Below are 14,215 nucleotides of genomic sequence, written 5' to 3'. Positions count from 1 at the left end.
GTGAGGAGGAAACGAACATGAACCCAAATCAACGAGTAGCACAAATGAAACTAGAGAGACGATTCAAAGAGTTTAACGAAAAGATTGACCGAATGAACAAACAACTTGAGGAAGACAAGCGAGCATTTGCTGAACAGAAGAAAGCTAACGAGAAGGCTAAGTTCCAAAAGGAATACGATGAGTACCTAATCAGCATCGGCAAGAAAGAAAAACCTATCGAGATGAGCAGGGAAGACCGAGCTTATTACGATAAGTATATGGCTAGCCTAGGTCTAGGCCAGAGGAAGAAATAATATGGCTAAAAAGAAATTAAGGAAGGATCTCCAAAAGTACATAGACAACATTAAATCAGGTCTAGTTAACGGAGATCTTAAAAAGGATTCTGAGGAGATGGCACTCGTTAAGGAGTTTCTCAAGAAGGAGTCGTCTATATGCGGAGCTATCAAGGGTAGTGGAGAAGTGTGTACTCGTATTCCTTCTAATGAGAAGAATCTGCGTTGCTGTTTCCATGGAGGTAAAAGCACAGGAGCAACTACAGAGGAGGGAAAAAACAAAATGAAAGAAAACTTAGCTAAAGGGAGACAGCCTATACATGGGTTGTATCAGAAAGACTTCTTAGCAACATTAACCGAGGAGGAAAAGGACTGGTATAGCGACACTATGGAGTGGTACAAGAACAACTATGAAGACTTAGATCCACTAGACATTGCTAAACTTGACCTAGCTCTAATCAATACACTGAAGAGCTGGAGAAAGAATGGTAAGTCAATGAGTTATGCAGTTAATGAGAAAGTCTCAATGGTTGACTTTGAGAACAGAGCTATCAAGTTACTTGACGACTTAGGTATGTCTCGTAAGTTTAAGAAGTCTCGTGAGAACTCATCTAACTCTACGAACGTAAATGTATTCAATAGCTTGTTTGATGGGATGGAAAAATAAGAACTAGTGAGGACGGATCTCTCTAGCCTACTTTGCAGGTGGGCTTATTTGTCGTTCTCATAAACATAAGGATGTGATTATCATAGCGAGTGTAATTGATATTATAATTCAAGCTCAAGATAGAGCGAGTAGTCAGTTTAGACAAACCTCATCAGAAGCTAAGAAGATGGCAGCCATCATAGGCGGTATCACGATAGCGGCAAGTGCGATGACTCCAGCTCTATTGGGTGGACTAGGAGCGATTACTTCCTTGTTCGGTACTGCCGGGATAGCTGCAGTGGGGTTTGGAGCTCTAGCGTTTACTACGATAAGTAAAACTGTAGAGACAGCAAACCAATTAGAGGAAGCCCAACTCAAGGCTAACGCTGCCCTGATAGCAGGTGACACCAAAGGTTATGCAAAGCAGATGGCTCTGGTGCAGGCCATCATGGAAGATCTCACCGAGGAGGAAAAGAAAGCTGTAGTAGCTATCAACAACCTCAGTGATGCTTGGCGAGAGATGGAAAATCAAATGGCTCCTACTACGTTAAACCTCATAGCTAACTCCACAGATTTTCTCCGATTAACAATGACTAAATTGTTCCCTTCTTTCCAGGGAGTCGGACAATCATTCTCCAACATGATAGGCAAAATGAACGAAGGTATCACTCAAGGTAAAGCTGATAAGTTCTTCGAGCATATGAATACCTTCGCGGTTCCGATGTTCGAAATGGTAATGAAGTCTGCCGGTAATATCCTCAAGGGGTTCAGCGACATCATGATAGCATTCACTCCGCTAGGTATGGACTTAGGAAACGGCATGGTAGATCTGACTCAGAAGTTCGCTAACTGGGTAGCAGGATTACAATCGAATACAGCCTTCCAAGACTTCGTTAACTTTGTTAAGACGAGTACGCCAGTCATTATGCAATTCATAGGCAACTTAGTGTTGACTCTGTGGGATATCATCCAAGCGTTAGCGCCAGTATCTATACAGGTATTCGAGTTAGCTAATAGATTCATGGAGTGGGCTAGAGAGTCAGGTGCTCTTGATACTGCTTTAGGACTAGTGAAGGATGCCATGCAGTTTGTTATTGACAACATTGAGTGGCTAGCTCCATTAGTGATTGGTATCGTAGCAAGCTTTAAGACTTTCAGTATCCTAGTAAGTGTAGCTTTGTGGATTGATGACACAGGAAAGGCTATTAAGAAAGTGATCGAGATAGGTAAATTGTTTGGCTCATGGATACTTGACGCTATTAAGTTACTAGGTCGATTGAGTATGACGCTGTTAGCTTCTCCTTGGTTCTGGGTAGTAGCAGCCATTGCAGCAGTAATCGCTATTGGCGTTCTCTTATATCAAAACTGGGATGAGGTTAAGAAATATGCTCAGGAGCTTTGGGACAAGGTTAAGGATGCTTGGAACGGAATGACTAAGGCTATTGGTGATGCTCACGATCAGATGATTGCGGCTGTTAAACAGTGGTGGAATGAGACTAAGCAGAAATGGAATGACACTGTAGATAACGCTAAACAGAAAGCTCAAGAGATGAAAGATAAAGTAGTCGCTAAATACGAGGAGCTTAAACAGGCGGCAGTCGACAAGATACAAGGTATCCTCCAAGACAACGCTAACAAGTGGAACAGTATTGTTAATGATGCTAAGCAGAAAGTAACTAACTTGAAGAACGGTGTTGTCGAGAAATACGAAGAACTAAAGAGTAAGACAGTAGATAAATTACAAGGAATGCTGAATGACACTAAGCAGAAGTTTAACGATATGGTTCAAGCTGCTAAAGACAAGGTAAGTAACTTTGGAGAAGCTGGCTCAGATATGCTAAGAGCATTAAAGAACTCTGTGAGAGATGGATTCAACGATGCTGTTAGCGCCACAGGAGACGGAATTAGAAAGATGGTAAACAAGTTCACTGGATACTTCAGAGACTTCTACAACTCAGGGAAAGGGCTACTTAGTGAGTTCGTAAATGGTATCTGGAAAGGATTCGGAGATGCTGCTGATGCTGTCTCTAGAGGTATGAAAAACATTCGTGCTTACTTACCGTTCTCACCAGCAAAGAAAGGGCCACTTAGTGACCTAGACAAGTCAGGTGAAGCATTCTTCCCTACTTGGTACGAAGCTGCATTAACACAAGTGAGATCGATGGAACGTGCTGTAGGAGGTGCCTTCAAAGGAGTTGCTAACGAGGCTAATGTAGCTCTAGCAGGCACAGGTTTGGAGGCATTCACCGGAGGAAAGACGGCTATCACAGTTACCCACAAGCACGAGCATAATGTTAATGGCACTGTAGGTGTAGACGGAGATGCTTTAAGAAGCACTGTGGAGCAGAGAGTCGCAAGAACAGCTTATGAGCAAGGCTTAAGTGGAATGGACTACGCAGGTTTACAACAATCAATTAGAAAATACTAGGGAGACTTCGGTCTCCTTGGTTATTAAAAGGAGAGATGGACAATGAATTACTTTTGTATAGAGGTAGCTTATAAGCAAAACAATGAGAGATTCCTAGATAGCCGTATGTTCCAAACTGAGGACGATATCAACGAGATGATGGAAGCCTACTCAGCGGCAACCAAACGAGCATACGAGAAAGCATTTGTTATTACTCAGTGCGATCTCATTAGTATTACTCCTAGAGAAGTAAGCGAGATTGAATACAAAAGACACGCACTCTCCAGAGAAGGCAAGCGAGACCTTAACCTACAGAAAAGGGGTGTTAGACGATGAACTATTACCAAGTGAACGTTAACTTTATTGAGAACGGCGAACACATGGAAACTCAACAGTGTGTGGCTATGGAGGGTAACCCAGTATTAGCTGCAGTTCAACTGAGAGGAAATACAGAGAGGTTAGTGAGGGAATCTATTGAGCCGCTAGGTGGGACACTCAATAGTGTTCGTACTCGTAAGGTATCAAGAAAGTATTTTGAATCCAATAAAGAACTAGTAATCCTAGAGGGAGGCCATTAATATGGCTACAGTGGTTGAAGTGAAGCTGACTAAGTAGGGCAAGCAAGCTCTACTTGGTGAGATATCTGGCTAGAGAGTGGTGCTTGGTTGCTTCGGTAACTTCTATGCCGTACTCGATGTAGTGCTGTAAGAGATGAACTAATGAGCCTAATTTAATTAGAGGAAGTGATCTAATGTGGTCAAACTAGAACACAGGTTTAAGAGTCTACTAGAGGAAGAGGATAGGAAAGCGGAAGAGCAAGCTCGTAAGAAGAGTGATAGTGGCCTCAAGAAGCTAGGCTTTCCTCCGGATAGCAAGTGGGATGTAGTTAAGTCCTACCTGTATATCTATGGTGGGATGTTCTTACTAGCTGGTACTGTATGGTTTGGAGGAGCTATATTGCTTGCTGCTGTAGTCGTTCTCTATGAGCTAGCCGTAGGAGTGTGGTGAGATGGATAAGCTAGCTATAGCAGTATTCCTGTTAGGATTTGTGTATGCTTTAGTGATAAGTCTATAAGAGGAGGTAATGTCGATGAGTGATCTCCACAGAGGAGTCTTGATAGGCGCATTCTTTAATACTGTCTTTTGGGTAGTTTTCATAGGGCTGTTTGGTTAACTGAGGTAGCTTCTATCCCGAGGGGCTACCTATTTTTATGGCCATAGGGGTAGGTGTCTGTGGGGAATATAGACTTACAGAGAAAATACATATTGGTAACATCGGGTGTAACCTCAGTAGGCCGTTCTCATAAAGGGTATTCACATGAATACAAAATATAATTTCAATTACCGTAATGATATCGATAAGGACACTCCCCCTCGAGCTGACTCAATGAGAGCCAGCTCGAGGGGGAGTGTCCTAGAGATTTTAGTTTCTTACCCCTTAGTTATTATCTTCTCGATCCCACACTCTTAGTTTACCCTTTTCGAATACCATGACTGCAAAGTCAATCTCACCAGTTTCCTCACTGTCACCATCATAAGTTACGTCGGTGTAGCCATTAGAGTTGGTGCGCTTTCCGTTACCGCCCACGAGATCTGCAACCTCTGAGAGCGTCATCCCTTCCTCTAGAGAGTTATACTCATCTTCGGAGATTGTTGAACTGTTGCAGGCGCTCAGCAGAATAATACTGGACAGGAAAACAACCATTCGTTTTTTCTTCATTGGTATTCCTCCTCAGTTATTTCGTTTAAATTAAAACTAAGAGTTTTAGAGATTTTGCCAGCTCGTAAGATAACTACATACGTAAGGCCTAGTTGGAATGTATCTACTTTGCAAACTTTATTAGTGATACGAGATAGTGAGTCTTGGAAGTTGGACACTAAAGTATCGATCTCCTCCATAGCGATATCTAAATTAGTTGGTTGAATAGTATTCGTTGTCATAAAAAATCTCTCCCTTTAGTTTTTATTTGTTTACACGAGATAGGTAATACCTACAGGTGTACAATCATGAGTGAAACGATGTAACCAGCTGTGTAAAGAAAGCTTATGCTGCCGCCAGCTACCAAGGTTGACGTAACCCACTCTTTAGGTTTCAACTTATTCGCCTCCTGTGAGGTCGAACCTTTACAGCTATTCCTGCTCGTGGTACTATAGGGAGGAAAGAGCCTTATAGGTTCGACTGAATTGCGTAGCCTTGTTCGGTATACTCGCCAAAGTATAACTACCGAGTAGGGCTATTTTGTTTTGTGTAGTTCTAGATTAGTCGGTTAACTTCTTACCAGCATACATTCGAGTTAACATTTTATCGATCTTATTAGCTTTATCTACTGTGTTAATCTTGTTGAGTTGATTAAAAGCTGTATAAAACCTCTTAGCATCCTCGATGGATTCCAGCTCATAGAAGTCTTTGACTTTACCGTAAAACTTTTGTTGCTTAGTTTCCAATTTCTTTGCTCACCTCATTCCCTGAGTGGCTTAATTACATATTAATCAAAAGTTCTAGAACCGTCAATACATTTTGTAAACTTTTTTAAAATTCCTTTCTTTGCCTCACAGTTTATCCTTACAACCAATTATGTTGGCTACCTCTTTTTTGGTTACCAAAGAAAGCTCGGATAAGTGTAAAACTCTTTAGGGTTCTTACAAGATTATTACACGTTGTATAACTGATTTAGGTGTAAACGTAATAAGGTATCTAATAAAAACTCATACAAGGGAAACTGGAGCTTCGTTTTATGAGATGGCTCGAAAATGTAGATGTTATTTTACATCATATGGCATTCAATCGAGCATATACCTAATCGGTTGCCAGACCCTTAGACACAACCCACCGAGGGCTATCTCTAAAGTGTATAATCGTACAAGAACCAAATGTAATGCCACCCTTGGTAATCAATCGGGCATAGCTAAATAGAGATACCTCCTATGTTAAAGAGCTATAGGACAGCAACCAGATAGGAGGGATTATTCCCTACAGGAATACTACTGAAGGAAGTTGAAAAGTTTGCAATTAAGAGATCGTTGGGCAGTAGATAACTTCTGAGCCAGAACTCCATAGAAATAACCATTGAAATCACGTACACGTTTAGCTTTGCTAGCAAGAATGCTAGCTCGTAACCCTGAGGTAGCTACCTCTACAGTATTAACTAAATCGGGTGCATACTTTCGAGCAGCTAATTGAACACGACTCCATAACTTGTACACCTCAGTTGCATCAAAGTAGGAGATAGCCAAGCTAGCGAACTCGGGGGGAACATCAGCGGCAATTAAGTCATCTATGCCTAGATCGTCTACGTATCTATTATCTTTAGAGTTTTTAGTTTTGTAAGTAATTGTATCTGTATGAGAAGGGTGCTCCTCAATGTACTCAGGAGTAGGCTCTGCAGCTTCCTCGCAAGGTGACTTAGCAAGGTGACTCTCATAGGGATTAATCACTGTTATTGAAGCGCTATAGCCACCCTTAACAGGCTTGAATTGGTTGATACGAGTAATAATTCCTAGCTCAGATAAAACCTTGAAAGCGCGCTGTATAGTGCGTTTAGAATAACCTGTGAGATCAGCTAAAGAGTCTACTTTGAGGTAGCTAACTCCTATGAATTTGCATGAGTAACAAGCAAGTTTCCATAACACTGTGTACTCTGATTCTTTAAGTTTGTACGCTGACAGGTATTCACTAATAGAATTGTCCATCTCAGTAATCGAATTAAAAGATTGATATTTTCGTAGTTCCTTCATAGTAAATAATCTCCTTAATAGGAGCTACTTGCAGAGTGTACCTTAGGGTAGTACAATATAAGCAAATAGCTCCATAGTTATTTTGTGAAAGAGTCCTGTCTGGCCGCCAAACTAGAGCAGGGCTCTTTTGTGTTTACTTATAGGTCAAACCTATTGAGAGGGTTATACTTATCATTGGATTCAGCTAACGAGTTACCGAAAGCATGTAGGTAAACTTCAGTAGTTCTTATCTGGGAGTGATGCATAAGCTTACTCAAGGTGTATATATCCATGCCAGCTCTTAAACAGTTGCTCGCATAGGTATGCCTAAACATGTGAGCTGTAGTTTTGAAACCCATGCGTGAAGACAATCTGGTGAACATTAACTTGACAGCGTTCACTGTGAGTGGGTTACCTCTGTGGTCATTAAACACATGAGCAGGCAACTTAATGTAGTACTTCTCGCAGAATAATCTCCACTCGTACAACTCTCGAGCCACTTTATCCGTTAACGGAGTAGACAGGCTCTTACGATTCTTCCCGAAGATAGTGATAGTCTTATTGAGTAGATCCACGGAATCCCACCTCATGGATACCAGCTCGCCTAGTCTTATGCCTGTACCAGCGAGGACGACTATCACGGTATGACCTCTGTAGCTATACAACGTGTTTTCTCGAGAACGCATCCTCCTGTAGTATCTAAGCATTTGCTTTATCTGTTCATCGGAGTACACCTTGATGGCCTTGTCCGTCTTAGCAGGCTTAATCTTGTTAGTGGGATTGCTACGGATCTCTATAATGTCCTCATCCTCTAGGTATCTAAAGAATGTTTTCAAGTGTTGGAGCTTACCATTACGAGTAACTACTGTGTTTCCTCTCTCCTTGGAACAGTAGAGGAGGTAGCCCTTTATAACTTGTGGAGTAATATCCTCGATGTTAATGATCTCCTTCTCAGCAACGAGCCAGCGAGAAAACTCATTGAGTGTATCTCCGTAGCTCTGTATTGTCCTAGGAGCTAGCCCACTGAGTTCTTTATCCTCTAGGTAATCCTTAATCATAAATCTAAGTAGTGCCATTTAGTTTCCCCCTTGAGTACGCACAAAAAGACCACCTCCATAGGCTACTTGTGAGTAACCTAGAAAGTGGTCTCTTGTGAGAATATTGTTTCTGTCATAGACAACCATTCAGCTTGACCTTGTGAGGCTTGTCCTGCCTCGGGTGAATTAACTCGCCTGTCCTACCATAGCGGATAATGAATTTTCAGCGGAAGTAGAGGCGGATGCGATGATCACGCCATCTTTTTCAATATAGTATGTGCGTCCTGTATTTGTTTCGATAGTCTGCCTTAATATTTTCTCTGATTCATTGGTAGTCGGAAATTCAGCGATGTCACTTCGTAATTTCATAATTCGTTCTATATCATCGAGTGAGGCAAGTTTAATTGTTTCATGAATTGGTGTGCTAGGTAAGTTGTTGTCATTTAGACATTCGCAAAAATACATTTCATTTTTAGTACCTAGTTGTATATTTGAAGCAGTTTCAAATTGTTCTACGATAGTCGACTTACCAGAGAGTTTAAGTGGCTTATATGCGGAAAGAAGTGCCTCATAATCAGTGGTAATAAATTCTTCTTTACTATAGGGTATAAATGAATCGTGGAATCGGAGTAGAATTGATTTTAATGTTCCATTCTCTTTAAATACTCCCCATAATTCTTGAAAATCTGTGTCATAACCGAAAGCTTCAATATCTCCAATAATAAACAAGTTAAGGGCTGCTTCTTCTTTTAGATAAGCGAATACTTGTTCATGATCTTTCTTTGTTAATTTTCGCATCATAACGAATCGACCTCTTTTTTATTTTTCTAAATATTACAACTTAAGTTTTTTGAAATCAATATAAAATTTTATGTTTAGTTCACAAACTTTCGGAAAAACTAGGAAAGATATGACAAAGGAGGTTATGAACGGTGGATCATCCAATTCAAGGGTTAATGAAAGCAGCAATGGAAAATTTAAAAGAAATGGTTGATGTAAATACGATTGTTGGAGAGCCTGTTCAAACGGCTGACGGTGGTGTGGTGTTAACGGTTTCTAAAGTAGCGTTCGGTTTTGGAGCAGGAGGTTCTGATTTCCAAACGAATGATGGACAAAGAGCGAACGGTAACGCTGCATTTGGTGGCGGTAGCGCGGGTGGTGTTTCGATTACACCAGTAGCATTTCTTGTGGTGAATAAAGATGGAGTAAATATTCTTCATTTACAAAATGCGACACATTTAGCAGAAAAAATGATTGAATTAGCTCCGCAAACAATTGATAAAATTCAATCGATGTTCCAAAAAGAAGAAAAGAAAGAGGGAAATCATCATCCTCAAAACCCTGATGAAATCCTTTAAAAACGCCTGCTTATGAGCAGGCGTTTTTTCTTGTAATCACTATGTAATAAAACACATGAAATTGTAAATAGTTTTTGAAGTTTTTTCTATGTTTCTAAAATTTTTCATGTTAAAATATGCTATAGAATTGAAACATATAAAACGAAGGTGGCTAGGTGCTTTGTCTGGAGGATCTGACCAAGTAAAGAATATGATATATATTAATGGTAATCGTCGAGGTCATTGTTTTATTACATCAGGAATTACGTTTAAAGAGTTTGCGAGTAACATCCCTTCACCGCTTCATCAAGTGTTGCTTTTGAAGCACAACTTTGAATGGACGGATTTTCATTATCATACTTTATTTGAATATGTTGAGGAAGAAAATATACATAAGTTAATTCAAGCAGAGATTGATGAATTTGATGAATTTTGTTGGGTAGATTTTGATGATGCAAGCGATTTAGATGAATTAGAGCCGAAAGAAATTGCAGAATTATTATATTTGGCTCACAAAAAAGAACCACTTGCAAGAACATTCTTTCCGCTGTTGAAAAATCGATTTGTTTATTTTTCACATGATGACGGATGGTACAACAAAGTGTATTATCGTAGAATTGCTGATTTTGTAGGAATGTTAAGTAAAGTCATTCCGTATAAACTCGGTGCTTTCGGTAAGAAACGTTTTTCTTTCTTCCAAAAATCAAAAATTTTTCCAGCAATTTCAAAAGAATTGATCATGGGGCTGATTCCACTAATGGAAGATGGTCTTTACATAGATCTAGCAGGGAAGATTGAGTCAAGAAGAGGTCTTGAAATTCCGGTATATGTAGTTGGTTCGTATGAAAGTACGGATGAGGTGTTAGATAATATCGATGAATTGAAAGAGGAAGCAACAGAAACAGGTTGGCTCATTTTTGATAAGAAAGAACAAGAGTGGCAATGGGTTGTTGACTAAGAAAACTTGGCGTATGAAGTCAAGTTTTCTTGTCATTTGAAAGGAGTACAAATGAAGAAATATTATACAATTGTGGGTATTATAAGTATTATTCTCGTGGCAATATTACTTATAACTTGTCCGAAAGAATCAGATTTTAAAGTGTATGTAGAGGATAAGTATGCGTTGAATTGTAATGAGAGTAGTTTTGAATGCACGCAAAATGTAGATGGTAAAAAAGAAAAACTACAATTTGAAAGTACAGATGCACGAAATGGTGTATTCTTTATGACTGTAAAGCAAACATTTAAAACAGAAGCTGGTGTTTCAAAAGAATATAGCGGAGTAGGAATGTTTGGTACATTTCTTTTTGTTTCAGAGAAGACTTTCTAGTAATAGAAGGTCTTTTTTTTATGCTTATGTTCATATAGATGAAGTAAGACAAGCATAGGAGGGATAGCGATGAAGAACACATGTATCGTTTGCGGTGGTGAGGAGTTTTTTTCCTCAACGTTATATGCACGTACGAAACAAGATTGGGCATATGCACCAAACATGTATCGATTTGAAAAAGTATTTATTGAGCATCGAGATGAAGAAAATTATCCAGTGTTTCAAGAAATTACAGCGAAACATTGTTGTGGATGCGGTCATATTATGTTGTATCATGAATGAACACACCAAGTATAACTTGGTGTGTTTTTTTAAAACGCTGACAAAGCAAGCGGATAAAGTAAAGTAAATAAAACAGAAAAACTACCAAAGCCAATTGCTGTATATCCAAGTGTTCTTGCTCCGAAATTGACAGCTAATAGGCCAACTAAAATTGCTAGGGAGCCGAGCGTAACGGGATAAAAAGCAATGGAGAATAACGAAAGAAATAAGGCGACATAGCCTACCATTGCGCCGGTATTTGTACCTTCTATCTCATTTGCAATTTCTTTACGCTTATGTCTAATTGGAATGCCAGCTGGTGATATTTCAGCAGCATACTCTTCGTTTTTTTCACCACTTTTAAAATGATGATTTCTCTTTCTTCGCATGTACATCCCTCTCTTTCAATTGGGTGTATCTATAGTATCTTTCAAAATGAGAAGAGCATGAGTATGAGTTAAACCCAAGTAAAGCAAAAATTGGAGAATACGCATTCCATCGTTAACATATCCATCTCCTATTGAAGATAAAGTGCGGGATTTTTTCCACTAGGACTGATTATCAGCCAGCGACAATTGGATTTTTATGAGCAATTCTCTCCCATTAACTGGTCCGCATCCATTGAATTTTGGGGTAGGTGTCTTACTGCAAGCGGGATAAAACAGGAATTTTGGAAAATGATGTAGAATGAAATGAATGATAATACGTGAAGGTAGGGGAATGTATGACAACATTTAATTGGCATGAATCAGCAGAGAAGAAATGGGATAGTAGTGCGGAGTTTTGGAATCAAAATAGTCAGGAAATGTGGGATAGCGGGAGTAGGAGCACAATTATTCCGTTTTTTGAACAATACGTGAAGAAAGAAGCACAAGTGCTCGATGTTGGTTGTGGTGATGGTTACGGTACATATAAATTAAGTCGCGCAGGCTATAAAGCAGTGGGAGTAGATTTATCGGAAGTGATGATTCAAAAAGGTAAGGAGCGCGGAGAAGGACCAAATTTATCTTTTATAAAAGGAGATCTTTCTGCATTACCATTTGAAAATGAGCAATTTGAATCAATTATGGCAATTAATTCTTTAGAATGGACGGAAGAGCCATTACGAGCGTTAAATGAAATAAAGCGTGTGTTAAAGAAAGGTGGATATGCATGTATTGCAATTTTAGGACCGACAGCAAAGCCACGAGAGAACAGTTATCCTCGCTTGTATGGAAAAGACGTTGTTTGTAATACGATGATGCCTTGGGAATTTGAACAGTTAGCGAAAGAACAAGGTTTTGAAGTTGTAGATGGCATCGGCGTATATAAGCGCGGAGTAAATGAGAAGATGCTAGGTCAACTACCTACAGAGTTACAACAATCGTTAACATTCTTATGGGTATTTATGTTAAAAAACGTATAAAGAAATGAAAGAATTTTTAGGAGGTAAATAAGTGCAGAAAATACAAAAAACTGATACAATATCATCAGAACCAATTAAAGGGGGACTAGGGTATATGACAACTACTACAACAGTGAAATCCGATATTGAAATCGCACAAGAAGCGAGTATGAAGAAGATTCAAGAAATTGCAGCTGATTTAAATATTTTAGAAGATGAATTAGAGCCATACGGGCATTATAAAGGTAAGTTATCTCTTGATATTTTTAAGCGCTTACAAGATGAGAAAGACGGTAAAGTTGTTTTAGTAACAGCGATTAACCCAACTCCAGCTGGAGAAGGTAAATCAACAGTAACAGTTGGTTTAGGTCAAGCTTTTAATAAAATTGGTAAGAAAACAGTAATTGCACTTCGTGAACCATCTCTTGGACCAACGATGGGATTAAAAGGTGGAGCAGCAGGTGGCGGTTTTTCACAAGTCGTACCAATGGAAGACATTAACCTTCACTTTACTGGAGATATCCATGCGATCACAACTGCTAATAACGCATTAGCAGCGTTTATTGATAATCATATCCAACAAGGAAACACACTTGGAATTGATACGCGTAAAATCGTTTGGAAACGCTGTGTTGACTTAAATGATCGTGCCCTTCGTAACGTAGTAATTGGTCTTGGTGGACCTGTACAAGGTGTACCACGTGAAGACGGTTTTGACATTACAGTAGCATCTGAAATTATGGCCGTGTTCTGCCTTGCAACAGATATTCAAGATTTAAAAGCACGTCTATCTCGCATCGTAGTTGCTTATAACTTTGCAAATCAACCTGTAACGGTTAAAGATTTAGGTGTAGAAGGTGCGTTAACGCTATTATTAAAAGACGCATTAAAACCAAACTTAGTACAAACGTTAGAAAATACACCAGCTATTATTCATGGTGGACCATTTGCGAATATCGCTCACGGTTGTAACAGTGTTATCGCTACGACAATGGCAGCAAAATTAGGTGATTATGTTATTACAGAAGCTGGATTCGGTGCTGATTTAGGCGCTGAAAAGTTTTTAGATATTAAAGCCCGTGCAGCTGGTATTAAACCAGAAGCAGTTGTTATTGTTGCGACTATTCGTGCGCTTAAAATGCATGGCGGCGTTGCAAAAGATCAATTAAAAGAAGAAAATGTAGATGCATTAGCAAAAGGTATGGAAAACTTACAGAAGCATGTTGAAACAATTCAAAGCTTCGGTGTGCCTTTCGTAATTGCAATTAATAAATTCATTACAGATACAGATGCAGAAGTTACATACTTACAAGAGTGGTGTAATGAGCGTGGCTATGCAGTATCCTTAACAGAAGTTTGGGAGAAAGGTGGCCAAGGCGGAGTTGATCTTGCTGAAAAAGTACTAAAAGAAATCGAAAAAGGTGAAAACAACTACGCACCACTTTATGAGTTAGAATTACCCTTAGAAGAAAAAATTCGTACAATTGCTCAAAAAGTATATGGCGCAAAAGATATTGAATTTGCTCCGAAAGCACGTAAGCAATTAGCTCAATATGAAGGAGAAGGTTGGAGTAACCTACCAGTTTGTATGGCGAAAACTCAATACTCTCTTTCTGACGATGCAACAAAATTAGGTCGTCCATCTGACTTTATCGTTACAATTCGTGAGTTAAAACCATCTATCGGTGCAGGCTTTATCGTTGCGTTAACAGGTACAATGTTAACAATGCCAGGTCTTCCAAAACAACCAGCAGCACTTCAAATGGATGTAAATGAAGATGGAAAAGCAGTAGGTTTATTCTAAAAGGTTGTAATTCATCTCGTTTA

The 14,215-nt window shown here is 39.4% G+C and carries 16 protein-coding genes and 1 pseudogene; 10 read left to right on the top strand and 7 right to left on the bottom strand.

Features of this window, described 5'->3' with window-relative positions:
- Positions 1 to 17 precede the first annotated feature (17 nt).
- From MR167_RS05490 to MR167_RS05475, 4 genes are all read left to right on the top strand, one after another.
- Complete coding sequence (locus MR167_RS05490; protein WP_089607409.1) at positions 18 to 293, top strand: hypothetical protein; 276 nt, start codon at positions 18 to 20, stop codon at positions 291 to 293.
- Position 294: 1 nt separating this feature from the next.
- Positions 295 to 939 carry an HGGxSTG domain-containing protein gene (locus MR167_RS05485; RefSeq protein WP_168410318.1) on the top strand — a complete coding sequence of 215 codons (645 nt, stop codon included), beginning with the start codon at positions 295 to 297 and terminating at the stop codon, positions 937 to 939.
- A gap of 166 nt (positions 940 to 1,105) precedes the next feature.
- Positions 1,106 to 3,346, top strand: a complete 2,241-nt coding sequence (locus tag MR167_RS05480) for a phage tail protein (protein ID WP_242314141.1) — start codon at positions 1,106 to 1,108, stop codon at positions 3,344 to 3,346.
- A gap of 359 nt (positions 3,347 to 3,705) precedes the next feature.
- Positions 3,706 to 3,903: a hypothetical protein gene (locus MR167_RS05475; RefSeq protein ID WP_142331064.1), complete on the top strand. Its 198-nt coding sequence runs from the start codon at positions 3,706 to 3,708 to the stop codon at positions 3,901 to 3,903.
- A gap of 860 nt (positions 3,904 to 4,763) precedes the next feature.
- Here MR167_RS05475 and MR167_RS05470 read toward each other — a convergent pair.
- From MR167_RS05470 to MR167_RS05445, 6 genes and pseudogenes are all read right to left on the bottom strand, one after another.
- Positions 4,764 to 5,045 carry a hypothetical protein gene (locus tag MR167_RS05470; RefSeq protein WP_242314140.1) on the bottom strand — a complete coding sequence of 94 codons (282 nt, stop codon included), beginning with the start codon at positions 5,043 to 5,045 and terminating at the stop codon, positions 4,764 to 4,766.
- Positions 5,042 to 5,266: a hypothetical protein gene (locus tag MR167_RS05465; protein ID WP_000210744.1), complete on the bottom strand. Its 225-nt coding sequence runs from the start codon at positions 5,264 to 5,266 to the stop codon at positions 5,042 to 5,044. The genes MR167_RS05470 and MR167_RS05465 overlap by 4 nt, the downstream gene beginning before the upstream one ends.
- Before the next feature lie 318 nt (positions 5,267 to 5,584).
- Positions 5,585 to 5,770 (bottom strand): hypothetical protein, encoded by a 186-nt coding sequence (locus MR167_RS05460; RefSeq protein ID WP_242314139.1) that lies wholly within the window; start codon positions 5,768 to 5,770, stop codon positions 5,585 to 5,587.
- A gap of 537 nt (positions 5,771 to 6,307) precedes the next feature.
- Entirely contained in the window at positions 6,308 to 7,060 is a 753-nt protein-coding gene (locus MR167_RS05455) for a helix-turn-helix domain-containing protein (protein WP_242314138.1), read from the bottom strand.
- 137 nt (positions 7,061 to 7,197) lie between these two features.
- Entirely contained in the window at positions 7,198 to 8,115 is a 918-nt protein-coding gene (locus MR167_RS05450; RefSeq protein ID WP_061663719.1) for a tyrosine-type recombinase/integrase, read from the bottom strand.
- A 162-nt stretch (positions 8,116 to 8,277) separates the two neighbouring features.
- Positions 8,278 to 8,877: pseudogene (locus tag MR167_RS05445) on the bottom strand (GNAT family N-acetyltransferase); the annotation flags it as partial.
- Between the two features lie 131 nt (positions 8,878 to 9,008).
- Between MR167_RS05445 and ytfJ the strand changes: the two are divergent.
- The 4 genes from ytfJ (at position 9,009) to MR167_RS05425 (ending at position 11,025) form a co-directional block, all read left to right on the top strand.
- A complete protein-coding gene (gene ytfJ, locus MR167_RS05440; RefSeq protein WP_000349986.1) occupies positions 9,009 to 9,434 on the top strand; it encodes a GerW family sporulation protein in 426 nt (141 codons plus the stop codon).
- A 160-nt stretch (positions 9,435 to 9,594) separates the two neighbouring features.
- A complete protein-coding gene (locus MR167_RS05435) occupies positions 9,595 to 10,371 on the top strand; it encodes an oxalate:formate antiporter (protein WP_000014087.1) in 777 nt (258 codons plus the stop codon).
- 51 nt (positions 10,372 to 10,422) lie between these two features.
- Positions 10,423 to 10,743, top strand: coding sequence for a hypothetical protein (locus MR167_RS05430; protein WP_000761171.1), 321 nt, complete (start codon positions 10,423 to 10,425; stop codon positions 10,741 to 10,743).
- Positions 10,744 to 10,812: 69 nt separating this feature from the next.
- On the top strand, positions 10,813 to 11,025 hold the full coding sequence (locus MR167_RS05425; protein ID WP_000798747.1) for a hypothetical protein: 213 nt from the start codon (positions 10,813 to 10,815) through the stop codon (positions 11,023 to 11,025).
- A 29-nt stretch (positions 11,026 to 11,054) separates the two neighbouring features.
- Here the strand turns inward: MR167_RS05425 and MR167_RS05420 are convergent, their stop codons facing one another.
- Positions 11,055 to 11,393, bottom strand: a complete 339-nt coding sequence (locus MR167_RS05420) for a hypothetical protein (protein ID WP_001253201.1) — start codon at positions 11,391 to 11,393, stop codon at positions 11,055 to 11,057.
- A 335-nt stretch (positions 11,394 to 11,728) separates the two neighbouring features.
- Here MR167_RS05420 and MR167_RS05415 point away from each other — a divergent pair, with 335 nt between their 5' ends.
- Positions 11,729 to 12,409 (top strand): class I SAM-dependent methyltransferase, encoded by a 681-nt coding sequence (locus MR167_RS05415; RefSeq protein WP_242314137.1) that lies wholly within the window; start codon positions 11,729 to 11,731, stop codon positions 12,407 to 12,409.
- Positions 12,410 to 12,503: 94 nt separating this feature from the next.
- A complete protein-coding gene (locus MR167_RS05410; protein ID WP_014482011.1) occupies positions 12,504 to 14,192 on the top strand; it encodes a formate--tetrahydrofolate ligase in 1,689 nt (562 codons plus the stop codon).
- Positions 14,193 to 14,215 lie beyond the last annotated feature (23 nt).

Source organism: Bacillus cereus group sp. BfR-BA-01355, from assembly GCF_022663675.1.
Classification (GTDB): domain Bacteria; phylum Bacillota; class Bacilli; order Bacillales; family Bacillaceae_G; genus Bacillus_A; species Bacillus_A thuringiensis_S.
This window is presented reverse-complemented; position numbering and strand designations above follow the sequence as displayed.